Genomic DNA, 26,584 nt, shown 5'->3' with positions numbered 1-26,584 from the left:
TATTGCTTTACTTGGTGGATTAGGTTTTAACTAAAAAAAGAATAAAAAGTAATAGTTAAAATTTAAGTAAACTATTGATTTTGAACAGGGGTATGAAGGAATTTTATACTCCTGTTTTATTATATAAAGCTTGATTAAATTTTAAATGGAAAGTTAAGAGTTGCTTAATAAAGGATAAGTTTTTTAGGAGTGCTAGTTGATATAATAAATTTAAAACTTACATTTTTGAAAGCTAAATGTAATGAAGATAAATATGAGATTTAAATATATTACATTATAATAAAGACATAACATGAATTATGGGGAGCTGATTATTAATGAAAAAATTAATAGAAGTTATAAAAGTAGTTGGATTAGTTATGTTAGCTGGGTATGATGAGGAAAAATTTCATTTGGCTTAAAAAGAAGTGTAAATTAAATAAAGTTAATTATATAATAAATAAGAAGTAGTATAATATTTAATAAAGCTTTGATTAATAGATAAGAATATTAACAAAGCTTTTAATTTTATAATTTTTGAAATTGGATAAATATGTGAGGAAAATAAAATGACTAAAATTTTTATTATTGAAGATGAGAAAACAATAAGGGATGAGCTTAGTATTTTTTTATCTAGATATGGATATGAAGTAGAAGCACCAACTGAGTTTGAAAATATTATAGATTGTGTAAAGGAGAAAAAGCCTAATTTAATATTATTAGATATTAATTTGCCTATTTTTGATGGATATTATATATGTAGAGAAATTAGAAAATTTTCTGATGTTCCAATAATAATAGTAACAAGTAGAGATAGTGATATTGATGAGCTTATGAGCATGAATTTAGGGGCAGATGATTTTGTCACTAAACCTTATAACACTCAAATATTACTTGCAAGAATTGAATCTATATTAAAAAGAGTATATAAAAATTCAGGTGCTCAAGACGTTTTAGAATATAATGGAATACAAGTTAATTTAGCTAATTGTACTATAAGTTATAATGATAAAACAATTGAAATAACTAAAAATGAATTAAAAATTCTTTCTTATTTAATTAAAAATAAAGGGAATATAGTATCTAGAGAAAATCTAATGAATTATTTATGGGATTGTGAGATGTTTATAGATGACAATACTTTATCAGTAAATGTTACTAGAATCAGAAAAAAGCTTGATGAACTAGGGTTAAGCAATGTTATAGAAACCAGAAGAGGACTAGGGTATATAATATCATGAGTATAATGACATATATAAAAGAGAGAATGTTATTTTTAATAGTTAATTTACTTATATTTTTATTAGTAGCAATATTAATGAAAATAGTAGAAGTACCTGTAAATATAATATTTATCGTTTTTTTTATATGGTTTTTACCATTAACTCTATATATGGCTTTAGAGTTTATTAAATATAAAAGGTATTTAGATAATCTAATTAACACAGTAGAGAATTTAGATAAAAAATATTTATTGCCAGAAGTTATAGAAGAAGCTAAGTTTCAAGAAACAAAAATAATTAATGGTGTTTTAAAAGAATGCAATAAGGCAATGCATGAACAAGTTAAATACTATAGAGATGAGCAAAGTGAATATAGAGAATATATAGAAACTTGGGTTCATGAGATAAAAACTCCAATTGCATCAGCAAAGCTTATATTGGAAAATGATAATAGTGTTTTAAGTGAGAGAATAAATTATGAAATGAAGAGGATAGAAGGCTTTATTGAACAAGTTTTATATTATGCTAGAAGTAATGATGTAAGTAAGGATTATATAATTAAAGAGTTTGATTTGAGAGATGCTGTTATGAAGGCTGTGAAATCCAATAGTAGGGATTTTATTAATAAAAAAATTAAATTAAATATTAAAGATATAAATGGAAGGATATTTAGCGATTCTAAATGGGTAGAGTTTATTATAAATCAAATTATAATAAATGCAGTAAAGTTTTCTAAAAGTAATGAGGGAGAAGTTTCAATATATTCAAAGATAAATGAAAATAATATTATTTTGACTATAGAGGATAATGGAGTTGGAATTAGTGAAAGAGATATAGATAGAGTTTTTGAAAAAGGTTTTACTGGTGAAAATGGACGTAAGTTTGGAAAATCAACTGGAATAGGACTTTATTTATGCAAAAAGCTTTGTAATAAGCTTGGAGTTGGAATGAGTTTAACCTCAAAAGAAAATATAGGAACAAAGGTAAATATAATTTTTCCGCAAGGAAAATTTACGGATTTTTAAGGTTAATTTAAATAAACTATATCCTAAAATACCTAAATAACATTTTTGTCATGTTATTTAGGTATTTTTTTATTAATAATAAGTAAAATCTATCCTATTATTTTATAGTTACAATTTTGTAAGATTACTGAAATGTAATTCAATATGTATATTAGTGACAATACTATAAAATAAGTAATGAAGACAGCGATGATTACAAATACTTAAAGTAATAAATAGCTATTTTTAAAATTTAGATAGATAAAATAATTGGAGGGAAGATTAAATGAAAAATATATTAAAAGTTGAAAAAATAGAAAAGTATTATGGAAATAAAGATAATATAACAAAAGCTATAGATAATATTAGCTTTAGAGTTGATAAAGGAGAATTTGTTGGAATAATGGGTCCATCAGGAAGTGGTAAAACGACACTACTTAATTGCATTTCAACAATAGATACAGTTACTACAGGAAATATCATAATAAATGATAAAGATATTACTAAAATGAAATCAAAGCAATTAGAGAATTTTAGAAAAGATGAATTAGGATTTATTTTTCAGGATTTTAATCTTTTAGATACATTAACAGCGTACGAAAATATAGCATTAGCATTAACTATTCAAGGAATTAAACCAAATAAAATCGATGAAAAAATAAAAGAGATAGCTAATAATCTTGGAATAATGGAAGTTTTAAATAAATATCCATATCAAATGTCAGGAGGACAAAAGCAAAGAGTTGCATCAGCTAGAGCAATTGTAACAAATCCATCATTAATATTAGCTGATGAACCAACAGGAGCTTTAGATTCTAAATCTTCAAGATTACTTTTAGATTCTTTTGAAAAGTTAAATAAAGACTTAGAAGCAACAATTTTAATGGTTACTCATGATGCTTTTACTGCAAGTTATGCTCATAGGATTCTTTTCATTAAAGATGGTAAAGTTTTTAATGAATTAGTAAGAGGAAATGATTCAAGAAGAGAGTTCTTTAATAGAATAATTGAAGTAGTAACATTGCTTGGAGGGGATGTAGAAAATGTATTCTAAAATAGCTATAAATAATGTGAAAAAGAGCTTTAAAGATTATACAATATACTTTTTAACAATAGCTTTTGCAGTTTGTATATTTTATAGCTTTAATTCAATAGAATCTCAAAAAGCAATATTAGATATTAACAAAAGTCAAGAAGAGTATATGACGCTTGTAACAACATTAATATCATATGTTTCTGTATTTGTATCATTTATTTTAGGAGGATTAATCCTATATGCAAATAATTTCTTAATTAAAAAGAGAAAAAAAGAATTAGGGATTTATATGACATTAGGAATGGGAAAAGCGAAAATATCAAGTATATTATTAATTGAAACTTCAATAGTAGGGATATTATCTCTTATAGCAGGTTTAGTACTAGGGGTAGTTGTATCACAAGGTTTATCATTATTTACAGCTAAGTTATTTGATGTTGGAATGACAGAATTTAAGTTTATAGTATCAGGTAGTGCTATTTTAAAAACAGTATTATATTTTACTTTAATATTTGGGGTTTTAATGATATTTAATACAAGAATTATATCAAAGTATAAATTAATTGATATGTTAACTGCAGAAAGAAAAAGTGAAGATATTAAAATAAAAAACCAATAGTTTCATCAATTATATTTATTGTAGCTATGATAATTTTAGGTACAGCGTATTATTTAGTAACTAAAAGTGGATTAGCTCCAGATAAGTTAGAATTTAAACTTTCAATAGTATTTGGGATAATAGGAACAGCAGGCTTTTTCTATGGAATTGCAGGTTTCTTATTAGCTATAATTCAAAGAAGTAAAAATATATATCTTAAAAAATTAAATATTTTTGTTACAAGACAAGTAAGTAGTAAAGTAAATACAAACTTTGTATCAATGACAGTAATTTCACTTATGTTATTTGTAACTATAGTAGTTTTATCAACAGGATTAAGTTTTAAAAGTGCTATAGAAAAAGGAACAATTGCTCCATATGATGCTTCAATAAAGTTATTTACAGATGAAGATAGTACTTATAAAAGTATGGAGGATGTATTAAAAGAAATTAATTATGAGTTTACTAATAACGAACCTATATTTATTAGTGGTTATGTAATTAAGGGGATAGATGCTAATACTATACTAAAAGATTATGCTGTAGGTGAATTTAAAAAGAGTTTAGATGCAGGAAAGCAAAGATGGGAATACATCGATGCTATTAAGATTTCAGATTATAATAAAATAAGAAGTTTATATGGTGAAGAACCATTAAATATAAATAATAATGAAATATTGGTTACATCTAATTTTACATCAGCTAAAGATTCAGTAAAAAACTTTATTGAAAATAGCCCAAAGGTTAATATTAAAGGAAAAGAATATAAAGTTGCTAATAAAGAATATTTAAGCGAAGCAGTATATAATTCTGAAATAGCAGATAATGTACTGACTATAATAGTACCAGATGATTTTAAAGATATGACTTTAGATGCAGAATATATGAATATGAATTATAAGAATCCTAATGATCCTGCTGAAGAAGAAGAAATGATTAATTTATTTAATTCTTTAAGTGGATATAAAAGTGATGGAGCATTTAGTAGTAGTTATACTAGAGGAGAGGAAGATGAAATTCATAATCTACCAATGATAAGATATACAAAAAGCCAAGTTTATGAAGCTAGTAAGGGTTTAACTACAATGCTACTTTATATAGGGTTATATTTAGGACTTGTATTTTTAATTTCTAGTGCAGCAGTTCTTGCTCTTCAACAATTATCAGAAGCAAGTGATAGTAGTGAGAGATATAAAGCATTAAAGAAAATTGGTGCAACAGAAAAGATGATAAACAAAACTATTTTTACTCAAACTGTAATTTATTTTGCAATGCCATTAATACTTGCAATAGTAAGTTCAATTGTTGGAATATCAGTAGTTAATAAGTTTATAGCTCTATATGGAAAGCCTAATATAGGACCAACAGCATTATTTACTTTAGGTATACTTGTTATAGTATATGGGGGATATTTCTATGTAACATACACAGGGTATAAGAGTATAGTTAAAAACTCAAAGTAAATTTATAAATTAATAATTGACAAAATAATAATTAAATGATAGCATAAAGAAAAAAATCCCTTTAAATTGATTCGAGAAATCAGTAAGGAAGTTATAGTATACTTGTAAGATAGACTTTATGCTTATAAATGGATAGTTAAATATGTTAATATATACTTAAGAATCCATTTGATACATTTAAATGTAAAGAAAAAGTTGTTTTGAATAAGATTATAGTAGCCTTCCTTGTAGGAAGGCTTTTTATATTGTTCAAAAAAGTATATTAAAACCTTATATAGTTATTGAAGTTAGGGAATGAACTAATAAGGAGATGTAAGTAAATGAATAAAAAAATGAACAATAGCAACAAATTAGCCATAAAAATGGCAGCAGCTCTTATCTTAGGGTTAATAGCAGGTATAGGATGTATAATACTTAGAGAAAACTTAAATGGCAATGGGAATGGACATATTTGGACAAGCATAAACAACATTTTATTCCAAGATATATCACAAGAAGGAGCAACAAGTGCTTTAGGAATATTTTATATTTTAGGACAACTATTTGTAAATTCACTTCAATTAGTAATAGTACCAATGGTATTTACATCAATAGCATTAGCTATGTGTAAAATAAGTGATACTAAGAAGCTTGGACGTATTTCATATAAGACTATATTAGGATTTTTATCAACTTCAGTTTTTGCATTAGCATTAGCAGGAGCAATTGGATTTATAATTAAGAATTTAGGATTATTTACAGCAAATGTTGAAAATGTAACAGCTCAAGCAGGGGTTGCAAGTTCTACAAATCCATTATTAATAATAGTTAAAGCAATACCAAATAATATTTTATCAGCATTTTCAACTAACAGTAGTATATTAGCAGTAGTTTTTGTAGCAGTAGTATTAGGACTTTGTATTAATGCATTAGATGATAAGATAAAAGTATTGAAAACTTTATTAGAAGAAGTAAATTCAATCATAACAGTATTTTTAAGTTTTATAATAACAAAGTTTGGGCCAGCAGCAATATTTGTACTTATAACAAGAACATTTGCAATATATGGTGTAGATAACTTAAAACCAGCACTTGTATATGTTGTTACAACAGTAATTGCGTTATTATTATTCTTAGTATTTGGATATGCAATATTTATAGCAATAGGGGCTAGACTTAATCCGATTAAGTTTGTAAAGAAAATAGGGAAAGTTGCATTATTTGGATTTTCAACATCATCTTCAGCAGCAACATTACCTTTAAATACTAAAACAACAACTGAAGAATTAGGTGTTAGTGAAGATATAGCATCATTTATACTACCACTTGGAATGACTATAAATATGAATGGTACAGCAATAATGCAAGTTATAGCAGCAATATTTATAGCAACAAGTGCGGGATATGATGTAACAATAGGTAATATAGTAGTTATTGCATTATTAGCATTAATAGCATCAATTGGTACTCCAGCAGCACCAGGTGCAGGAGCAATAATACTTTTCACAGTATTAACAGGAATGGGATATAATAATGATGCAGCAATACTTGCTTATTCATTAATTCTTGCAATAAATAGACCAATAGAAATGTTAGTAACTTCTCTTTAAATGTAGTAGGAGATGCTGCAACAAGTGTAGTAGTTGCAAAATCTGAAGGAATGCTTGATGAAAAAGTATATAATAGAGAAGATGTATTAGTAAATGAATTAGCATAATATAATAAAGAAATGCCTATAAGGTTAATCAAATTATGATTTATACCTTAGGGCATTTTATTTTATAATATAAAACCTATAGTATAGAGAATATGTTTATGATAAAATGGTAAGAATCAATATAGAGTTATTTTAGAAAGTAAGTTAGTAAGAGGTAAGAATAATGAAAGTAAATTTAAGTGATCTAATAGAGTGTATAGAGTTTGAAGGAGAATTATTAAGCCATTATTACAATAAAAAAACTGGAGTTATAATATATAAGGAAGATTCAAGCACTTCAAGTTATAAAGCCGAAGATATAAAAAATTTAGAAAGCTTTGAAGAGTGGGAAAGAGAATTAATAGTTAGTTTAAATGATTTAAAAGAAAATCCAAGTGATTATATTCAATTACCTAATAAAGATGAGATTGATGAATATGGGATGATGGAGATGTTTTGTAATACTTTAGAAAATAAAGAATTAGGACAAAAGATATTAGGTGAAGTTAATGGAAAAGATAAGTTTCGTGAATTAAGAGAAGCTATTCAAAATAATGGATTAATGAATGAGTGGTATGATTATAGGGAAAATGCAGAAAAGCAATTAGCAATAAAATGGTGCAAGGATAATGCAATAGAATATACAGAATAGTTAGAAATAAGCACATACTAAAAAATAATTTAGTATGTGCTTGTTTTATAGGGAATAAATCCAAGAAAAAAAATAAAAAATTTGATATAATTAATTAAAAAGTAAAAAAATGAAAAATAATCAATTTATATGTTGTATAAATAAAGGTAGGAATAGAAGTTGAGATATTTTAAATTAGAGGATAAAAATTTATTTTTTAAAGAACCTAAAGAATTTAATAAATGGACCAATAAGGAGATTCTAAAATATTCATTAGGTGCAAATATCTATATGAACGGAGGAAAAGATTTTTTTGAAAAAATAATTTCAGGATATTTTAGTAGCACTGGGGCAATCTCAATTTGTTTTGAAGATGCAGTGAAGGAGAATGAAGTTAAAAGTTTCGAAAAAAATGTAATTAGCAATTTAGATAAGTTACATAAGTATGTATGTAATAATGAAGAAATTAAAAATAATATACCTATGATATTTTTTAGAGTAAGAAATTATGATCAGTTTATTAATTTTGCAGAGAAATTAAATAAAGAGCATTTTAAATATATTACAGGGTTTATTTTCCCTAAATTCAATAGTGAAAATGGACAAAGGTATTTAGACTTTGTAAAAAAGTTAATAGTAAAATATGATGAAATTTTATATGCTATGCCAATTTTAGAAAGTGAAGAAATTATTTATAAAGAAACTAGAATGGAAGAGTTAATAAAGATTAAGAAAATAATAAATTCATATAAAGATATAATTTTGAATATTAGAGTTGGAGGTACTGACTTTTCTTCGAAGTTTGGGTTAAGAAGAAGTGTCAATTCAAATATTTATAATATAAAAGTTGTTAGTGAATGTTTAAGCGACATATTAAATATGTTTTTAAGAGAAAGTGAAGATTATGTTATTTCAGCACCAGTATGGGAATACTTCTCAGAAGATATGAATTCAAAAGAAGTTATAGGATTAATAAAAGAAATTAATTTTGATAAGGAAAATGGATTTTGTGGAAAAACAGTAATTCATCCAAGTCAAATAAAGTATGTAAATGGATTATATGCTATTACATACGAAGAGTATATTGATGCCCAAAATATATTAGGGGAAACAAATGATGGAGGAGTATTTAAGGGATATGGGGGAAACAAGATGAATGAAGTTAAACCACATTATAATTGGGCAAAAAAAATATTATATAGAGCAGAAATTTTTGGCGTATTAAGAGAAGGTATAGAAAATAAAGTTTTGTATACAAAATAGTGAACTACTTTAATAAATAGTTATACTTAAAAATAGTAAAAATGTAGTAAATAAAAGAATTTTAATAATATTAGTTATAGGGGTTATAGGTATGGATATTAAAGTTAAAGAAAATAGATACAATATTAATTTAGATGACTTAATTGTATTAGGAAAAAGAATTAATAATAGTAAAAGAAATTTTTTGTTTATTAGTAAAGTTCTAGGGAAACATATAGAAGTTAAACCTAATATATGTAAAGAAATAGGTGTAAAATTAGCAAGTTTAGTATATGGACAAGATAATGATAAAATATCGTATGAAGATAAAGAAAAGATATGTGTGCTAGGTTTTGCAGAAACAGCAACAGGGCTTGGAATGGCTGTAGCTTCAGCTATAAAAGATAGCTATTATATAACAACTACTAGAGAGGATATAACAGAAATAAAATCTATTTTAAAATTTGAAGAAGAACATTCGCATGCAACTACTCATAAATGTTTTCCATTAGATAAAAGTAAGATTATTAATGCAGATAAAATAATTTTAGTAGATGATGAGATAACCACAGGTAAATCTATGATTAATATAATTAAAGAACTAAAAAAGGTTACTAATGTTAGGGAATATATTGTTTTAAGTATTTTAGATTGGAGAGCTAAAGAATATAAAAATGAGTATACAAGATTAGAAAGTGAAGAAAAGATAAAGGTTGAAGTTCTATCATTAATTTCAGGAGAAATAAGTACAAATGATAAAAAGATATATATTGATAATGATGAAGAGCTTTTAACAGAAAAAACAGCAGTATTCAGAACTAACAATTTAAATAGAATAAACATTGAAACAAGGTTGAACCCAATTGGCGAAAGTTATTTAGCTGATACAGGAAGATTTGGAGTGACATTTAAAGAAATGGAAGAACTAGAAGAGCAATGTAGAGAAACTGCTATAGAAATTGAAAAACTTTTATGGAAAGAAGAAAACGAAAAAATAGATTTATGTGAAGTAAATAATGATTTAAAAGAAATTAATAAAAAGAAAATTTTAGTATTAGGTCATGGTGAAAATATATATATTCCATGTAGAATTGCTTCATATTTAAAGGGGGATGTCTATTTTAAAAGTACAACAAGAAGTCCAATTTATTGCGAAGACAAAGAAGGATATCCAATAAGAGAAAAACATATATTTGAGCATAATGAGGTAAAATACTATTTTTATAACAAAACAAAAATAGAAAATGAATATGATAAAGTAATTTTATTAACAGAAGATGATTTAAATATAAAGTTAACAAATAATATGATAGCAGTAAGGATTTAATTATGATGGCAAGTATGAAGTTAGTGAATCATAGCTATGAAGATGATTGTATATTTTTATTAAAAGACTTAACAGATAAAATTAAAGAAATTACTATAGAAGAGAAAGAGGAGTTAATTAGAAGAGGTATTAATTACTCAGAAATGATTTCAAAAGAAACTAAGCCAAGTGAAGGTGTTAAACGAATATTTTTTAGTATGTTACAAAGAGATAAGAGTATAACAGCATATTATATAGCAAAAGTAGCTGAAATAATATATGGTGAGAAAGGTAACAATCTGGTTATAGTATCATTAGCAAGAGCAGGAACTCCTTATGGGATTTTAATTAAGAAGTATTTAAAATATAAATATAATGTAGATATTCCTCATTATAGTATTTCAATTATAAGAGGTAAAGGAATTGATAATAACGCTTTAAAATATATTTTAAAGGAAAATAAAAACTCTAAAATTCAATTTGTTGATGGATGGACAGGAAAAGGGTCTATTACAAGAGAATTGGATAAATCAGTAAAGGAATTTAATTATAATAATAAAACTAATATAGATAATTCATTAGCTGTTATATCAGATCCAGCGAAATTATGTAGAATTTGTGGTACAAGGGAAGATTTTGGACTAGCTACTTGTTGTTTTAATTCAACAATAAGTGGTTTAGTTAGTAGAACTATTCATAATAAGAATTATATTTATGAAGGTGATTTTCATGGAGCAAAAACTTTATATTATTTAAAGGATGAAGATTTTTCACAGCAATTTATTAACATAATTTTTGAGGAATTTAATAATATAAATATTGATAAAGATGCTTTGAAGCTTGAAGATATAGATAAAGAGTATTCAATTAAGATAACTAATGATATAAGAAATTTATATGATGTCAATAATGTAAATAATATTAAGCTTAGTGTAGGAGAATCTGCACGAGTTTTATTAAGAAGAGATCCAAGAGTTATTTTAGTAAAAAATAAGCGAGATAAAAATATAGAGCACATTATGAAATTAGCAAATGAAAAAGGAATTGATGTTATAGAATATAAGGATAGTAAGTATAATTGTATAGCTATAATAAAGGAAAAACCAGAAAAATATAGTGAAATTAGGGTGAAAGAGAATGAATAGCTTTTATTTTATTACAGATTTAGATAGAACGATTATACATTCTAAAAATAAAGGGTATAAATGTGTTGAAACTATAGGTGATAAAGAAATAACATATATGACAAATGAAGGATATGATAAACTTCAAAAATTACTAAATTTAGATAATTTCAAATTTATACCATGTACTATGAGAAATATAAATCAGACTTTAAGAGTTAATTTTATAAGAGAATATAATCCACAAATAATTATTTGTTCTAATGGTGCTCAAATTTATATTAATGGTGAATTAGATAAAAATTGGGATGAAAAAATGAAGGCTATTTGTAATATAGATGACTTAAATAGAGATATTAGTTATTTAAGGCAGTTAAGTGAAAAGTTTAAAGAAGAAATAAAAGTATTAGAAGTAAGAAGTATAGAGAATTTCTATATTACCATAAAGTGTTTAACAGCAGAAGACGCAGAAAAATTTTATGAGAAGATAAAAGAAAGTTTTAAAGAAAACTTAAAAATAATAAAAATAGAAGTGAAAATATTTATAATTAATAAAAATATAGATAAATCATTTGCCGTAGACTATATTATAAAGAAATTTAACATAAAAAATTTAATAACATCAGGCGATAGTGAAGTAGATAAAGAATTCACTAAGAGAGGAATATCAATTCTTCCAAAACATAGTGCATTTAAGCATAATAACTCAATTATAACTAATAAAAATAAAATTGCATCTACTGAAGATATAGTTGAAATTATAGATGAAATTATGCGAAAAAAGATAATATAATGTAATATTTAGCAAAAAGTTGAAAGAGAATTATGAAATAGGTTAAAATTTAAATATAAGCAATTAGTATTTGAAAGTAAAGAGGTTAAAGTTACAGATGGCTGTGAATTTAAAAAATATTACTAGTTATATGTTTAGAACTATATATGAAAGAGAAGATTCATATAGAAGATTTAAGCCATATTTTTATAGATTTATAGGAGTAGAAGATAGTTCTAAATATGATGATTTTATAAAAACTTTAGAAAGCAAATGTGAAGAGGAAAAGGATAAGTGTATTATATTTGACGGATCTATACCATTAACAGGAGAGCTGGAATTAATACAATATATATTTAATGAACTTGCTTCTATGGATGTTTATAGTATGGCATATCAAGATATAACTATTTTTAATGACTTTGAAATTAATCTTAAGTTTCTTAAAGCTTTAGATTATGTTATTCCTATAGCATGTGCTAAGGAAAATTTCTTTAATGATAATGTAAGAAATAATTTTATAACTAAGCTTATTGTATGGAGCTATTCATATGTAAAAGATATAAAGTATGATTCTAATATAAATCCTAAGTGTATTTACTATGGTAATATTCAAAGACATGAAATCTATTTTTTAATTATGCTTTATAAAATGGGATTTGATGTCATTTATATAAATCCATTAAAAGAAGAACTGTGGAATGAAATTGAAACAGAAGGTTTAAGTGAATGTGTAAAAAGTATGGGATTATTGCCTATTGAAACATTTAAGGAAAAAGCTAAACGAGGAAAAATAATTGAGTGTTTTGAAACTATCACTAAACAAATTCAAAGTGATATAGAAGAACAGTTGTTTTCAAACACTGGAATGTATAAACCTTGGCAATTTAGAAAAGGATATACCAATAGTGTATTGTTAGATACTATATTAGAAGATATTTATATATATTGGAATGAGCCTTGCAAGTTAAGAAGTGGCTTTAAGGTTGAAGGTAATAATGTTAGAGTACCTTGCTTTTTTAAGAAAATAGATGGCATGTATAATGATGAATTTGAATATCAAAAGTTAGTAAAATATTGTGTATCATCTCAAAACACTTTAGTTTTTAATAAAAAGTATTTTTCCGAAGATATAAAATTTACAGATGATATGTACAGTCTTATGTTTTGTCAATTAAGCGATGGTTCTTTTGATATAGAAGAGATTAAAAAACTACCTATATATAAGTTTTCAAAATATAGCGAAGATATTCAAAATTTTTTACTTAAAAAATTTAATGAAACTATAAGTAGAAAAGATTTATTTGTAAATGTGCTTAATAAAGAAGAAGTATTAAGACTTTTAGTATTAGTGTTAGGTATAAATGAAAATATAGTTAGAATGATAGATAATTTTGATTTTACAGGGCAGATACCTAAAATAGTAATTTATCTTGAGGATGAAAATGTACTAGCAGAATCAATGCAAATGCTCTTAGGATATTTACATACAGTAGGAATTGATATAGTTATATTTAATCCATCAGGATTGTTTAATATAAATAATGTTATAAAAGAAACAGCTTTAAATAATTTTAGACTACAAGTTATGAAGTATGATTCGAAATACAATAATTTGATGAATCTGAAACAAGGAGTTTTTTCAAGGTTTTTAAAAAAATAATGAATTAGGTTAAATAAGAAATATAGTAGAATTTAATAAAATTAATAAATTGAAAGATTTCTGAAAATAATTTTTAAAGTAGATATATAACTATTTTTAAAGTTATAGGAGAAAATTTAAAAGATAAAGGATAAGGGTGATATAGAATGATGAATGATGAAAAAAAGGTGTTTGGAGAAAAATTCGGTGATGATAATATTCAAAATGTTGATTTTGAAAATATAAATAATAATTATGAAGGGTTTAATAACTCACAAATGGGGTATCAAGGGCAACAAGGAGGATATCAAAATCCGCAGATGGGATATCAAGGGCAACAAGGAGGATACCAAAATCCACAAATGGGGTATCAAGGGCAACAAGGAGGATGCCAAAATCCGCAAATGAGTTACCAAGGACAACAAGGAGAATACCAAAATCAACAAATGGGATATCAAGGACAACAATATGGTTATCAAAATCCACAAACAATGCAATTTCAAGGACAAGGAATGATGGAGCAAAATAATATGCAGACTCAAGAACAAGTAGATTTTGCTAATATATCTGAGTATAAGCAAAGGCTAAGAGGAATGAAAGAGGTTCAGGATCTTACTAATGAAGTAGAAATTCAAAATCCAAACTCAATAATAATGTTTGGGCAAAATGCAAGTAAAAATATATCTAAGGTTTCAGATGAACTGTTAAACTCAATGAAGGCTGTAAAATCAGAAGAAGCAAGTGAAATGCTGATAAATCTAACTAAAATAATGGATAAATTTGATGTAAAAGAACTTAAGGATAATGAAAAACCTTCAGTATTATCAAAGTTTATTAAAGGAATGGGTAATAGTGTTGCTAAGTTATTCCAAAAATATGATACTATGGGGTATGAAGTAGAAAAGGTATATGTATTACTAAAGAAATATGAAAATGATATCAGAGAATCAAATGCAAATTTAAAGAAGTTATATGATGCCAATCTTCATTTTTATCAACTATTAGAAAAATATATAGTTGCAGGGGAGTTAGCTATAGAAGAAATTGAGGGATATATAAATCAATTATCAATGGATAACTCAATGAATCCAGAGGAAAAGCAAATGTTAACTCAAAAACTTCAAATAAGTAAAGATATGTTAGAGCAACGTGTATATGACCTTCAAATAGCAGAAAATGTTGCTATTCAAGCAGCTCCGATGATTCAAACTATACAAATGTCAAACTTTAATTTAATGAGAAAGATTAATTCATCATTTATAGTTACATTACCTATATTTAAGCAATGCTTAGCTCAAGCTGTTATTTTAAAGAGACAAGAAATACAAGCTAAATCAATTAAACAACTAGATGATAAGACAAATGAACTTATTATGAGAAATGCTCAAAATACAGCTAGACAATCAGTAGAAATAGCAAAAATGGCTTCAGGTAGTTCTGTAGCTATATCAACTTTAGAAAAGTCCTTTGAAACAATAATGAAAGGAATTGAAGAAACAAAGGCTATTCAAGAAGCTAATAAGGCACAAAGAGTAGAAAATTCTGCTAAGCTTGAAAGAATTAAATATAGTATGAAGAAGAATATAGCTAAATCATAAATTTTAAAAGTAGTTTATCTTGAAAAGTTAAAACAAAATTTAATAGAGATATATTAAGAAAATAAGAAATTAAGAATTGAAAATTAAAATTAAATTTTCAATTCTTAAATTTAAATTAGAGAAAAATAAAAATGAAAAAGTTATATAAAAGTGAAATAAAAATCAAAAAGTGGACATACTTAAAAAAAGAAGTAGAAATAAAATTTATTTTGCACCACAAAAAGTGTTGATTAACAGTTTATTAAGTGGTATAATTTATCACATAAGGTAATTAAAAATACATTTAAAAGCGTTAGGGGGAACACAAATGGGAATTAATTTAGGTTCTATGATGGGAAATATGAATGCAACATCTAATAATGGTGTTAATGCATTAAATTTAAAGAAAAATGATGTTTTAAATTTAACAAAAAGAAATCCAGGTCTTAAAAAAGTAATTTTAGGTGCTGGATGGGATGTGGCAACTATTGGTCAAGAGTTTGATTTAGACATAGCGGCATTTTTATTAAATGCCAACGGTAAGGTTCAAAATATTCCTGCGGATGTAATTTTCTTTAACAATATGAGTGGACAAGGAATTTACTTAGAAGGTGATAATAGAACTGGTGCTGGTGAAGGTGATGATGAAAGAATAAGAATAGATTTAGAAGCTATTCCATCTTATGTTGAAAAAATAGTCTTTGTAGTTACTATTCATGAAGCTCAAGCAAAGAGACAAACTTTTGGAATGGTTGAAAATTCATATGTTAGAATATTAGATGAAAAAAATAACGAAAAAGAAATTTGTAGATTTAACTTAAAAGAAAATGGTTCTACTGTTACTTCAGTAATTTTTGCAGAACTATTTAAGGAATTTAATGAATGGCAATTTAAAGCTATCGGAGAAGGAAAGATTGCCGATTTAAATGGAATTTTAGGGTTATACATGTAATTTAGGTAATAAATTTTTATGAAAAAAGAGTTGGAGGGAAAAATATGGTTGGAGTTTTAAATTTACAAAAAAATGATATCTTAGATTTAACTAAAGCAGAACCAGGATTACAACATGTTATGTTAGGTGCTGGTTGGGATGTAGCTAAAAAAGGGTTATTTGGATTTGGGCCAGATTATGATTTAGATTTAATTGCATTATTATTAGATAGTAATGATAAACTTTTAAGAAATGGTGTTGTTTATTTTGGAGCACAAAAAGGTGAAGGAATATATCTACATGGAGATAATAGAACAGGTGCTGGTGATGGAGATGATGAAAAAATATCTGTAGATTTAAATAGATTACCTGCAAATTGTAATAAAGTAGTTTTTGCACTGAATATATATGATGCAGTAGCAAGAAAGCAAAATTTTTCAAAGGTAAAGAATGCATATGTTAGATTATTAAATGAAGATAAGGGAAACAAGGAAATTTGTAGATATAATCTATCAGAAGATGGCGGAGATAATACAGCATTGCTTTTTGCTGAATTAGAAAAAAATAATGGAAGTTGGCAATTTAAAGCTAAGGGAGAATTATTACATGCAACAGTTACTTCATTAGCAAATATGTACAAATAGAGGTGTTAAATATGGGAATTAACTTAGGAACTGGATTTGGAAACTTAAATGGAAATACTAATAACACAAATCAAACATCAGGTATGATTTTAAATTTAAATAAAAATGATATCTTAGACTTAACAAAGAAAAATCCAGGTTTAAGAAATGTAAAGCTTGGAGCAGGTTGGGATATATCAACTAATGGTTCAGATTTTGATTTAGACATAGCAGCATTTTTATTAGATAGAAATAATAAATTTAATGATGTTTCAAATGTAATATTTTTCAATAATAAACAAGGGCAAGGAATTGCATTAGGTGGAGATAATAGAACTGGTGCTGGAGATGGTGATGATGAAACTATAGAAATAAATCTTCAAAATATAAATCCTAGTATAGAAAAAATAGTATTTGTTGTTACAATTCATAATGCAATGCAAAAAAGACAAACTTTTGGTATGATAAATAATTCATATGTTAGATTAGTTGATTTAGATCAAAACGGAAAAGAATTATGTAGATTTAATTTAAAAGAAAATGGATCTACAGCAACTTCAGTAATCTTTGCTGAGTTATATAGAGATGGTCAAGACTGGCAATTTAAGGCTGTTGGAGAAGGAAAGATTGCAGATTTAAATGGAGTATTGGCACTTTATATGTAGTTAAGAAGATTAACTTAGAAACCAAAGAAAAAAAGTCGGCTTAGGCCGACTTTAAAATATATTTAGCTAAAAAGTATAAGCATTAGCTAAATATCATAGTTATTAATATAATTTGTTTTGTTAAAAAAATTTAACAATAAAAATTTTTTAAAAATGAATAATAGATGATAATATATTTATTATAGCATATTGTTATTATTTATAAATTAAAAAGAAGAAAAGGAGTGGATATAATGATAAAGGGTCTTAATAAAGAACAAGTAGAAAAGAGTAGACAGCTTTATGGTGATAATGTTATTCATGAAGCAGAAGCTGAAACGTTTTGGGACAAGTTTAAAGGTGCTTTTGATGATCCAATGATTAAATTGCTTTTAGCAATTGCTGCTATAATGGCTGTTATGGCATGTATGGGATATGCAGAGTTTGGAGAATTAATTGGTATAGCAATTTCTGTATTACTTGTAACTGGAATTTCAGCAAAAACAGAAATTGCAAGTGATAATGAATACAGAAAACTAAAGGATTCTACTAAGAAAGATGTATGTAAGGTACATAGAGATGGAAAAGTAGTCGAAATAGAAGTAAATGAATTAGTTGTAGGAGATATGGTAATTCTTCAAAGTGGAGATAAGATTCCAGCAGATGGATATCTTTATGAAGGTGATTTAAGAGTAGATAACTCAGCACTTAATGGTGAAGCGGAAGAATGCAAAAAAATTGCAGTAGATGATCCTAAGGCTTACAAAGAGGTTGCTATGACTGCTGATGTAACAGGAGATACTTTTGTAGATTCACACTCTTTATTTAGAGGGGCAGTAGTATTTAATGGCGAAGGTGTTATGGAAGTTACTAAGGTTGGGATGAAAACTATGATGGGAGCTATGGCAGAGGACATGGCTGATGATGAAGTAGAAAGCCCATTAAAAGTTAAGCTTACTAAACTTGCAGAGCAAATTTCTATGTTTGGATATATTGGTTCAGTTGTTATTGCATTAGCATTACTTGGTCATAAGGTAATAGTTGCAGGTGGATTTTCTGATTACTTTGCAAGTGGTGGAGTATTAATATTTAAAGATGTATTAGAAGCCATAATGCTTGCTGTTGTTATTGTAGTTATGGCAGTTCCAGAGGGGTTACCTCTTATGATTGCTATTGTTCTTATGAGAAATACATCTAAGATGTTACAAAATAATGTACTTGTTAGAAAGCCAATAGGTATTGAGACAGCAGGTTCATTAAATATTTTATTCTCAGATAAAACAGGGACAATTACTAAAGGTCAATTAGAAGTTGTTGAATTCTTTGATGGTAACTTAAAAGATACTTATAAAGATGGATCAAAAGTAAAAGATATGATGAAGCTTTGTATTGGTAAAAATACAGGTGCCATGTTTGATGCAGAAGGTAGAGTTATAGGGGGAAATGCTACTGATAAAGCATTACTTAATTTCTTAACTCAAAGAGAAATGGAAAAATTGACTAATTTAGAAGTTGAAAAATCGCAAGGATTTAATTCAGCTAATAAATATTCAGCAAGTCAATTAAATGGAAGAACTGTATATAAAGGTGCTCCAGAAAGCTTACTTGCTAAAGCTACAAAAATGTTAGATGAAAATGGAAATGTAGTTGCTATTAATAAAGACAAGATTAATGCTAAAATCGATGAATTAGCTGTAAGAGCAATGAGAGTTTTATCATTTGCTTATAGTGAAAGCAAGTTAGTAGAAGACAAGCTTCCAGAAGATTTAGTAATAGTAGGTTTTGTAGGTATTCGTGATGATGTAAGAGTAGAAGCAAAACAAGCTATCGAAGAAGTTCAAAATGCTGGTGTACAAGTTGTAATGATTACTGGAGATAGAAAAGAAACTGCAGTAGCTATTGCAAAAGAAGCAGGATTGTTAAGAGCTAACACTGATGTTGCTTTAACATCAGAAGAATTAAATAAGATGTCAGATGAAGAAGTAAAAGCTATTATACCTAATTTAAGAGTAATTGCAAGAGCATTACCAACTGATAAATCAAGAATGGTAAGACTGGCTCAAGAGCTAAATCTTGTTTGTGGTATGACAGGTGATGGTGTTAATGATGCTCCTGCATTAAAGAGAGCTGATGTTGGATTTGCAATGGGAAGTGGTACTGATGTAGCAAAAGAAGCTGGATCAATAGTAATATTAGATGATAACTTTAAATCTATTGAAAATGCTATTTTATATGGAAGAACAATTTATAATAATATATTAAAATTTATTAAATTCCAATTAACTATAAATGTTGCAGCAGTTGCAGTTTGTGCTATTTCACCATTCTTCGGAATTGAAGAACCGCTTAAAATTACTCATATACTTTGGATTAACTTAGTTATGGATGGGCTTGGTGCATTAGCTTTAGGTTCAGAACCTGCTCTTAAAACGTATATGAAAGAAGCACCTAAATCAAGAACTCAAAGCATAGTTTCACGCACAATGATGAATCAAATAGTCTTTGCAGGTATTTGGGTAACTATATTAAGTTTCTTATTCTTAAAGCTTCCATTCTTTACAGAAATGTTTACAAATACAGAGGAGCATATGACTGCATATTTCTCAATGTTTGTTCTTTGTGCAGTATTTAATGGATTTAATGTAAGAAGCACAAGCACAAATATATTTGAACATATAAATGAAAATATGAGTTTCTTAAAAGTTATGGGAATTATAGTAGTAGTTCAAGTTGTGTTAACAGTTATTGGTGGAGAAGTGTTTAGTTGTACACCAATTACTCCAAGTCATTGGCTTGTTATAATACTTATGGCACTTACAATTATTCCAGTTGATATGATAAGAAAAGTAATATTTAATAGTATAAAAAAAGAAAATGTCAAGGAACAAGTAGTAGAAGCTGCTTAATTATTAAGACAGGGTATTTTTACAGTTTAGTAAAAATACTCTGTCTGTTTTTGTTAATATATTTTAGGTAAGGAAATTTATAATGTTATATATTTTATAAAGAAATATTATAATAAAAATAATTTTTATACAATTAATTCAAAGAATGATAATTTAAATACTTTGAAATATTAAATAAAAGTAATATAATAAAGATGACTTTAATATAATAATATGTCAAAACTTGGGGGTAAAATATGACGAAAAATAAAGAACATTCAATTTCAAACTGTGAATATTTAAATATGATGTTTGATAATGTTAGAATAATTGACCCTATTGAAAAAATAATTATAAAAGAAAATAATGAAAATCAAGATTTAAATAAAAATTGCTTTAATATATGGAATAGAAAAAATCAATGTAAGAATTGTATTTCAATTAGAGCTTATAATGAAAATAATAGCTTTATAAAAATAGAATTTGATGGTGAAAAAATATACTGGGTTATGGCAATGCCTATTAAAATAGATAATAATAGCTATGTAATTGAAACAGTTAAGGATATTACAGATTGTAATATAATAGTCAATGAAAAAGAAAAAACAGCAGAAGAAATAAGTTTTGAAATTAATAAGATGAATAAGTTAATAGTCACAGATGATCTTACTCAATGTTTTAATAGAAGATATATAAAAGAGAGATTGCCAATTGATATGAGATTAGCTAAAAGAAATAAAAGTAATTTATCTATAGCAATACTTGATATTGATTATTTTAAATTAATTAATGATAACTATGGTCATTTAGTAGGAGATTATATTTTGAAAGAAATAGTAAATTTAATTAATAATAATATAAGAGTAGATTTAGATTGGATTGCTAGATATGGTGGAGAGGAATTTTTATTAGTATTTAATAATACATCTAAAGAAACTGCTGTAAAATTGGCTAATAGAATAAGAAATATTATCAGTGATAACATATTTAAATATGATGAAAATGAAATTAAAATCACTGTTAGCGTGGGGATAGCAACAATGGAGGAAGAAATAGAATCAATGGAAAAATTTATTGATATAGCAGATAAAAACTTATATAATGCAAAGAAAAATGGAAGGAATTTAGTTGTTTAATAATAAAAAATCAATTATTAAAATAGTAGGTAATATTTTTAATTAACCATAAGTTTTAATAATTGATTTTTTTTATATTAAATTTTAATAGGATGTATTATAGGTATTAAACTAAACTTTCCCATTCTTCATAAAGTTCAGAAATTAAATTTTCTAAAGATTTAATTTCTGAGTTAACTCTTTGACTTTCACTAGGATTAGAATAAACTTCTTCTAAACAAAGTTGCTCTTGAAGAGCTGTTAGTTCATTTTCTTTATCAGAAATAGTTTTTTCTAAGTTTTTAAGTTTTAGTTGCATAGCTTTAGCTTCTTTTTCAGCTTCACGTTTCTTTTTCTTTTCATCCTTAAGTTGAGTCTTAGTTTTGCCACCAGCTAATTCTTCATAGTCTTCAAATCTACTAGGATTAAGTTTTTTTTCTACATAATAGCTATAATTACCAAGATATTCAGTTACACCATCTTCTTTAAGCTCAAATATACGTCCTATAACTTTATTTAAGAAATATCTATCATGTGATATAACCATTAAAGTACCATCATACTCTAAAATAGCATCTTCTAATGCTTCTCTTGATATAATATCAAGATGGTTAGTAGGTTCATCTAAAAGTAAAAGATTAGATTTAGAAAGCATAAGCTTTAATAAATTAATTCTACATTTTTCTCCACCACTTAAAGTGTTTATAACCTTAAATACATCATCACCAGTAAATAAGAATGAAGCTAAGGCACCTCTAAGTTTTGACGTTGTCATGTCAGGGAAGTTATCCCAAACTTCATCAAGTATAGTTTTATCTAAATTTAAGTTTGATTGTTCTTGATCATAGTATCCTACATTTACATTTGTTCCTAAAACTTTAACTCCAGAATCAGCTTCTACTTTATCCATAATAATTTTAAATAAAGTAGTTTTACCACGACCATTTTCTCCTATTAAAGCAACTTTTTCTCCACGTTTTAAGTCCATAGCTAAGTTACTAAATAAGGTTTTATCACCATAAGATTTAGACATGTTTTCTATATGAAGAACATCATATCCACTTTTTATGGATGCTTCAAATTTAATTTTAGAAGCTTCTTTTTCATGAGTAGGAGCTTCTATTTTTTCCATTTTATCAAGAGCTTTTTCCCTACTTTCAGCAGCTCTAATACTTTTTTCTCTATTAAAAGAACGGAATTTTTCAATTATAGCTTCTTGTCTTTTAATTTCCGCTTGTTGTAAATTGAAAGCCTTAAGTTTTGCTTCATAATTTTTCTTTCTAAGATCTATAAATTTTGTATAAGGAACATTATAACATTCAACTTTACCACCAATTACTTCAAAGGTATTGTTAGTTACTGAATCAAGGAAAAATCTATCATGAGATATTACAAGAACAGTACCTTTATAGTTTTTCATATAATCTTCAAGCCAAGCTATAGCCTCTAAATCTAAGTGGTTAGTAGGCTCGTCTAAAAGTATAATATCAGGCTTACGTAATAAAAGTTTACATAAAGCTATTCTTGTTTTTTGTCCACCACTTAAAGTATTTATTTCTTTATAAAAATCATCTTCTAAAAATCCTAGACCTTTTAAAACTCTTGAAATTTCACCTTTATATACATATCCACCTTTATGTGAATATAAATCTTGAAGTGTTGTATAATCTTTTATAAGTTTATCATGATAAGCAGCATTATTTTCATCATAAGGCTCATTCATTTTTATTTCTAAATTAGATAATCTATGTTCTATATCTAAAAGTTCTTCAAATACAGAAAGTGTTTCTTCATATATATTTTTATTAGAATCTAATTCAAGGTTTTGAGATAAATAACCTAGAGTTTTATTTTTATCAATAAATATCTCACCAGAATCTTGAGATATTTCTTTAGTAATTATTTTAAAAAGAGTAGATTTACCTTCTCCATTTGCACCTATAATACCAACTTTATCACCTTCGTTTATTGAGAAGGTAACATCTTTTAATACATCACGTATTCCATAACTTTTACATATATCTTTACAGCTTAATATAATCATAAATTTCCTCCATTGTTGAAGTTGCATAAGTGAAATTGTAAATTTTCTATAATAATTATACTATTATAATAAAAGCATATCAAACTTTAAAAGCTCTATATTAAAATTAAAAAATACACTACAAACATTATGTTAATAAAAAAAATAAGAGTTAAGGAATAAAGTTATTTTTAGAAATAACCTTTAATGCTTAACTCTTTATTATTAAAAAATATATATTTATACTAAAAATCATACTAGTCATTTTTATTAATAATTAAATTTTATATTAAATCTTCAACAAATAAATATCCTAGAGGTGGTTTATTCAATGATAAACCAATTATATAAATTGTATAAAATTTATTACCATCTAAAGTAAGATTTTTAATATACTTTGCAGTGACTTCAGAAGATCCTAAAAGCACTTCAAAATTATAAATTCCTGATGAAACTTGATAATAGCCTGTAGTTTCTAAATATTCAGCTCCGTTAAATAAGACCGTTCCGTTAGGAAGTGATAATGAAAGTAAAGGAGCATTAGGAGATAAATTTATAAATCTAAGGAATGCAAGAGTTTTTATTACTGGAACATTATCATCTTTCAATTTAAAAAGAAATAAATTATTAGATAAAGTAACAATTGAAATTGTATAATTTGCATTAGGTACTAAATCTACATTTTGAGTTAAAATTGGAGTATCATAAGTTCCAGCTTTATAAATTTGAAATTCATATTCACCAGGTGTTAATAAAGTATAGTTGGAAATTTTTCCAAATGCTAAATTACTAACTATTAATGATCCATTTACATATAAATCAATATTTGGAGCTTTAGCTACAGCATGTAGTATTCGAATGTTTGAATTAACTCTAGGTAAAGAACTTAAAAAATCATTCATTAAACTCACCTACTTTTTACAATTTAATAAAGAAATTTTAATTATTTTCTTTATTAATAATTTGGCTATAGGATAAGGGATTCTATATGCTTTCATTGTTGCTAAAATTCCAGAATAATTTTTTTCAACAATTGCAAAAATATCATCAATTTCTTTTTCAGTGCAAGTATCTTTTCTTACATCAGAATCAAAATCTAATGATATATCAAAATTCTTTAATATATCTAATGGATTAACTAAATTATCTAAATAATCATCACTTAATCTGGATTCATTGTATGAATATAAAAAATCATCATCTTCATCAGGATACTCAAGGTCAAATGTATTATTTTGAGTAGTATTTATATTTTTTTTATCACTAGTAGTATTAGTAGGAGAAATTGGTGTAGTTTGTTCTAGTGTTGGAATATTTTTAGGATATGGTGTTAATGGTGAAGTTTCAATTATTGGTGTATTAGTTATTGGCATAGGTTGTGGACTTAGATTTAATGTCGGAAAATTAAAAGAAAGTGTACCAAAGGTTTTAGTCATAGAAATCTCCTCAAGGTTATAGTTTAAAGGAAAACTATTATTTATTGCTAAAGGATTTTCTATATTTAAAGGAATAAAGTTTAAATCATTGTCATTGTTTATTTTATTTTTATTAGATGCCATTATTAACCTCCAAATAATAATCTATTAATAATATATGACTTTTAGGCACATAGGTTACTTTATAGAATATGACTATAAGTAAGATGATATGACTATAAGGTATATTAATCACATTAAATATACTAAAGGAATAAATTATAGTGGAGGGGATTTTTTATGCATAAGGAAAATATGGAAGATTTAAGAAAACTATTTATAGGGTTGGATAAAAAGGTTATTGTAAATGGAAAAGGAAGAATTGTTCCTATAAATTTTGATAATGCAGCGACCACTCCACCTTTTAAAAGGGTTTTAAAAAAAGTCTTGGAAACTAGTGAGTATTATGGATCAATTGCAAGAGGAGATGGGCAAAAATCACAATATTGTAGTGATCTATATGAAGAATGTAGGAATTATGTTTTAAAATATTTTAATGCACCAGTAGAAAAATATACAGCTATATTTGTAAGTAATACTACAGATGGATTAAACAAGTTATCTAATATATTAATTGAAAAAAGTGATGATATAGTAATTACAACAAGGATGGAACATCACTCTAATGATTTACCTTGGAGAAACAAATGTAATTTAAAGTACGTTGAAACTGATGAAAAAGGTAGAGTGAAAATGGATGAACTTGAAGAGCTTTTAAATAAATATAATGGACAAGTTAAATTAGTTACTGTTACAGGAGCTTCTAACGTTACTGGATATATTAATGATATAAAAAAAATAGCTAAGTTGACTCATAGATGTGGTGGAAAAATAATAGTAGATGGTGCGCAATTAGTTCCACATAAAAAAGTCTCTATGATAAGTGACGATTGTGAAGAAAATATTGATTTTTTAGTATATTCAGCTCATAAAATATATGCACCATTTGGAAGTGGAGCGATAGTTGGACTAAAGGATAGTTTTAATAAGTTAGAGCCTGATATAAAAGGAGGAGGTACAGTTCAAATTGTATTAGATAATCATTTGTTATGGTTAGATACTCCTGAAAAAAATGAGGCAGGAACACCAAATCTTTTTGGGGCAATAGCTATGGTAGAAGCTATGAAGGAAGTTGAAAAAATAGGATTTAAAACAATTGAGAGTAATGAAAAAGAAATATTAGAGTATTTAATAAAGGGTCTTAAAGAATTTAATAAGGTTATTCTTTATGGAGATAATGATAATATAGATGATAGGCTTGGTATTATAGTATTTAATATAGAGGGTATGGGATATGAGGAAGTTGGAGAAAGGCTTGCAGAAATAAGAGCTATAGCTGTAAGGCAAGGGGGATTTTGTTCACATCCATATACAAGAAGAGTACTTGGTATAAAAACAAATGATTTACAACAATATATTAGTAAAAATGGTATTCCAGGAATGGTTAGAGTAAGTCTAGGTATTTATAATACAAAAAAAGAAGTAGATATATTTCTAGAAACTATAGAGTATATGTGCAGGAGATATTTAATAAGATTTAAAAATTGACGATATGAGGTAAAATATAAAAATAAATGGAATATGGAGGGAGAGTAGATAGATTTGTGTAAAAAACA

20 protein-coding genes and 1 pseudogene are annotated in these 26,584 nt (G+C 26.1%); 18 read left to right on the top strand and 3 right to left on the bottom strand.

What is annotated here, in order from left to right:
- Positions 1 to 548: 548 nt before the first annotated feature.
- The 17 genes and pseudogenes from HMPREF0216_RS02475 to HMPREF0216_RS02395 all read left to right on the top strand — a co-directional run bounded on the left by HMPREF0216_RS02475 (position 549) and on the right by HMPREF0216_RS02395 (position 21,491).
- Positions 549 to 1,220 (top strand): response regulator transcription factor, encoded by a 672-nt coding sequence (locus HMPREF0216_RS02475; protein ID WP_005210744.1) that lies wholly within the window; start codon positions 549 to 551, stop codon positions 1,218 to 1,220.
- Positions 1,217 to 2,227 carry a sensor histidine kinase gene (locus HMPREF0216_RS02470; RefSeq protein WP_005210743.1) on the top strand — a complete coding sequence of 337 codons (1,011 nt, stop codon included), beginning with the start codon at positions 1,217 to 1,219 and terminating at the stop codon, positions 2,225 to 2,227. Before HMPREF0216_RS02475 ends, HMPREF0216_RS02470 begins: the two co-directional genes overlap by 4 nt.
- A 265-nt stretch (positions 2,228 to 2,492) precedes the next feature.
- On the top strand, positions 2,493 to 3,260 hold the full coding sequence (locus tag HMPREF0216_RS02465) for an ABC transporter ATP-binding protein (protein WP_005210742.1): 768 nt from the start codon (positions 2,493 to 2,495) through the stop codon (positions 3,258 to 3,260).
- Positions 3,250 to 5,303 (top strand): annotated as a pseudogene (locus HMPREF0216_RS02460) (FtsX-like permease family protein). The gene HMPREF0216_RS02465 and the pseudogene HMPREF0216_RS02460 overlap by 11 nt, the downstream one beginning before the upstream one ends.
- Before the next feature lie 320 nt (positions 5,304 to 5,623).
- Positions 5,624 to 6,892 (top strand): dicarboxylate/amino acid:cation symporter, encoded by a 1,269-nt coding sequence (locus HMPREF0216_RS02455; RefSeq protein ID WP_005210736.1) that lies wholly within the window; start codon positions 5,624 to 5,626, stop codon positions 6,890 to 6,892.
- Between the two features lie 270 nt (positions 6,893 to 7,162).
- Positions 7,163 to 7,630: a UPF0158 family protein gene (locus HMPREF0216_RS02450; protein WP_005210735.1), complete on the top strand. Its 468-nt coding sequence runs from the start codon at positions 7,163 to 7,165 to the stop codon at positions 7,628 to 7,630.
- A 159-nt stretch (positions 7,631 to 7,789) separates the two neighbouring features.
- Complete coding sequence (locus HMPREF0216_RS02445; protein ID WP_005210733.1) at positions 7,790 to 8,872, top strand: HpcH/HpaI aldolase/citrate lyase family protein; 1,083 nt, start codon at positions 7,790 to 7,792, stop codon at positions 8,870 to 8,872.
- Positions 8,873 to 8,963: 91 nt separating this feature from the next.
- Complete coding sequence (locus tag HMPREF0216_RS02440; RefSeq protein WP_005210731.1) at positions 8,964 to 10,178, top strand: phosphoribosyltransferase domain-containing protein; 1,215 nt, start codon at positions 8,964 to 8,966, stop codon at positions 10,176 to 10,178.
- Positions 10,179 to 10,180: 2 nt separating this feature from the next.
- Positions 10,181 to 11,302 carry a cysteine protease StiP domain-containing protein gene (locus HMPREF0216_RS02435; RefSeq protein ID WP_005210728.1) on the top strand — a complete coding sequence of 374 codons (1,122 nt, stop codon included), beginning with the start codon at positions 10,181 to 10,183 and terminating at the stop codon, positions 11,300 to 11,302.
- Positions 11,295 to 12,074 (top strand): HAD family hydrolase, encoded by a 780-nt coding sequence (locus HMPREF0216_RS02430; RefSeq protein ID WP_005210726.1) that lies wholly within the window; start codon positions 11,295 to 11,297, stop codon positions 12,072 to 12,074. Before HMPREF0216_RS02435 ends, HMPREF0216_RS02430 begins: the two co-directional genes overlap by 8 nt.
- A gap of 97 nt (positions 12,075 to 12,171) precedes the next feature.
- Positions 12,172 to 13,716, top strand: coding sequence for a YceG family protein (locus tag HMPREF0216_RS02425; RefSeq protein WP_005210724.1), 1,545 nt, complete (start codon positions 12,172 to 12,174; stop codon positions 13,714 to 13,716).
- A 146-nt stretch (positions 13,717 to 13,862) separates the two neighbouring features.
- Complete coding sequence (locus tag HMPREF0216_RS02420; protein ID WP_005210722.1) at positions 13,863 to 15,293, top strand: toxic anion resistance protein; 1,431 nt, start codon at positions 13,863 to 13,865, stop codon at positions 15,291 to 15,293.
- Between the two features lie 307 nt (positions 15,294 to 15,600).
- On the top strand, positions 15,601 to 16,224 hold the full coding sequence (locus tag HMPREF0216_RS02415) for a TerD family protein (protein ID WP_005210721.1): 624 nt from the start codon (positions 15,601 to 15,603) through the stop codon (positions 16,222 to 16,224).
- Between the two features lie 44 nt (positions 16,225 to 16,268).
- On the top strand, positions 16,269 to 16,847 hold the full coding sequence (locus HMPREF0216_RS02410) for a TerD family protein (protein ID WP_005210720.1): 579 nt from the start codon (positions 16,269 to 16,271) through the stop codon (positions 16,845 to 16,847).
- Between the two features lie 11 nt (positions 16,848 to 16,858).
- A complete protein-coding gene (locus HMPREF0216_RS02405; protein WP_005210717.1) occupies positions 16,859 to 17,491 on the top strand; it encodes a TerD family protein in 633 nt (210 codons plus the stop codon).
- A gap of 233 nt (positions 17,492 to 17,724) precedes the next feature.
- A complete protein-coding gene (locus HMPREF0216_RS02400; protein WP_005210715.1) occupies positions 17,725 to 20,376 on the top strand; it encodes a cation-translocating P-type ATPase in 2,652 nt (883 codons plus the stop codon).
- Positions 20,377 to 20,612: 236 nt separating this feature from the next.
- Positions 20,613 to 21,491, top strand: a complete 879-nt coding sequence (locus HMPREF0216_RS02395; RefSeq protein WP_005210713.1) for a GGDEF domain-containing protein — start codon at positions 20,613 to 20,615, stop codon at positions 21,489 to 21,491.
- Positions 21,492 to 21,597: 106 nt separating this feature from the next.
- Here HMPREF0216_RS02395 and abc-f read toward each other — a convergent pair whose 3' ends face one another.
- The 3 genes from abc-f to HMPREF0216_RS16200 all read right to left on the bottom strand — a co-directional run bounded on the left by abc-f (position 21,598) and on the right by HMPREF0216_RS16200 (position 25,052).
- The gene (gene abc-f / locus HMPREF0216_RS02390) at positions 21,598 to 23,514 is read right to left on the bottom strand and encodes a ribosomal protection-like ABC-F family protein (protein WP_040418616.1); all 1,917 of its coding nucleotides are present in this window, start codon (positions 23,512 to 23,514) and stop codon (positions 21,598 to 21,600) included.
- A 263-nt stretch (positions 23,515 to 23,777) separates the two neighbouring features.
- Positions 23,778 to 24,395: a DUF4397 domain-containing protein gene (locus tag HMPREF0216_RS02385; protein ID WP_040418615.1), complete on the bottom strand. Its 618-nt coding sequence runs from the start codon at positions 24,393 to 24,395 to the stop codon at positions 23,778 to 23,780.
- Between the two features lie 9 nt (positions 24,396 to 24,404).
- Positions 24,405 to 25,052, bottom strand: coding sequence for a hypothetical protein (locus HMPREF0216_RS16200; protein WP_005210708.1), 648 nt, complete (start codon positions 25,050 to 25,052; stop codon positions 24,405 to 24,407).
- A gap of 156 nt (positions 25,053 to 25,208) precedes the next feature.
- Between HMPREF0216_RS16200 and HMPREF0216_RS02375 the strand changes: the two genes are divergently transcribed.
- Entirely contained in the window at positions 25,209 to 26,516 is a 1,308-nt protein-coding gene (locus HMPREF0216_RS02375) for an aminotransferase class V-fold PLP-dependent enzyme (RefSeq protein WP_005210706.1), read from the top strand.
- The last annotated feature ends 68 nt before the right edge of the window (positions 26,517 to 26,584 follow it).

Source organism: Clostridium celatum DSM 1785, assembly GCF_000320405.1.
Classification (GTDB): domain Bacteria; phylum Bacillota; class Clostridia; order Clostridiales; family Clostridiaceae; genus Clostridium; species Clostridium celatum.
The sequence above is the reverse complement of the archived record's forward strand: the minus strand, read 5'-3'. Positions and strand labels throughout refer to the sequence as shown.

Bases quoted from the DNA above. Each gene is read 5' to 3' on its own strand.
- HMPREF0216_RS02475 (WP_005210744.1), top strand. From the start codon at position 549: ATGACTAAAATTTTTATTATTGAAGATGAGAAAACAATAAGGGATGAG.
- HMPREF0216_RS02470 (WP_005210743.1), top strand. From the start codon at position 1,217: ATGAGTATAATGACATATATAAAAGAGAGAATGTTATTTTTAATAGTT.
- HMPREF0216_RS02465 (WP_005210742.1), top strand. From the start codon at position 2,493: ATGAAAAATATATTAAAAGTTGAAAAAATAGAAAAGTATTATGGAAAT.
- HMPREF0216_RS02455 (WP_005210736.1), top strand. From the start codon at position 5,624: ATGAATAAAAAAATGAACAATAGCAACAAATTAGCCATAAAAATGGCA.
- HMPREF0216_RS02450 (WP_005210735.1), top strand. From the start codon at position 7,163: ATGAAAGTAAATTTAAGTGATCTAATAGAGTGTATAGAGTTTGAAGGA.
- HMPREF0216_RS02440 (WP_005210731.1), top strand. From the start codon at position 8,964: ATGGATATTAAAGTTAAAGAAAATAGATACAATATTAATTTAGATGAC.
- HMPREF0216_RS02435 (WP_005210728.1), top strand. From the start codon at position 10,181: ATGATGGCAAGTATGAAGTTAGTGAATCATAGCTATGAAGATGATTGT.
- HMPREF0216_RS02430 (WP_005210726.1), top strand. From the start codon at position 11,295: ATGAATAGCTTTTATTTTATTACAGATTTAGATAGAACGATTATACAT.
- HMPREF0216_RS02425 (WP_005210724.1), top strand. From the start codon at position 12,172: ATGGCTGTGAATTTAAAAAATATTACTAGTTATATGTTTAGAACTATA.
- HMPREF0216_RS02420 (WP_005210722.1), top strand. From the start codon at position 13,863: ATGATGAATGATGAAAAAAAGGTGTTTGGAGAAAAATTCGGTGATGAT.
- HMPREF0216_RS02415 (WP_005210721.1), top strand. From the start codon at position 15,601: ATGGGAATTAATTTAGGTTCTATGATGGGAAATATGAATGCAACATCT.
- HMPREF0216_RS02410 (WP_005210720.1), top strand. From the start codon at position 16,269: ATGGTTGGAGTTTTAAATTTACAAAAAAATGATATCTTAGATTTAACT.
- HMPREF0216_RS02405 (WP_005210717.1), top strand. From the start codon at position 16,859: ATGGGAATTAACTTAGGAACTGGATTTGGAAACTTAAATGGAAATACT.
- HMPREF0216_RS02400 (WP_005210715.1), top strand. From the start codon at position 17,725: ATGATAAAGGGTCTTAATAAAGAACAAGTAGAAAAGAGTAGACAGCTT.
- HMPREF0216_RS02395 (WP_005210713.1), top strand. From the start codon at position 20,613: ATGACGAAAAATAAAGAACATTCAATTTCAAACTGTGAATATTTAAAT.
- abc-f (WP_040418616.1), bottom strand. From the start codon at position 23,514: ATGATTATATTAAGCTGTAAAGATATATGTAAAAGTTATGGAATACGT.
- HMPREF0216_RS02385 (WP_040418615.1), bottom strand. From the start codon at position 24,395: ATGAATGATTTTTTAAGTTCTTTACCTAGAGTTAATTCAAACATTCGA.
- HMPREF0216_RS16200 (WP_005210708.1), bottom strand. From the start codon at position 25,052: ATGGCATCTAATAAAAATAAAATAAACAATGACAATGATTTAAACTTT.
- HMPREF0216_RS02375 (WP_005210706.1), top strand. From the start codon at position 25,209: ATGCATAAGGAAAATATGGAAGATTTAAGAAAACTATTTATAGGGTTG.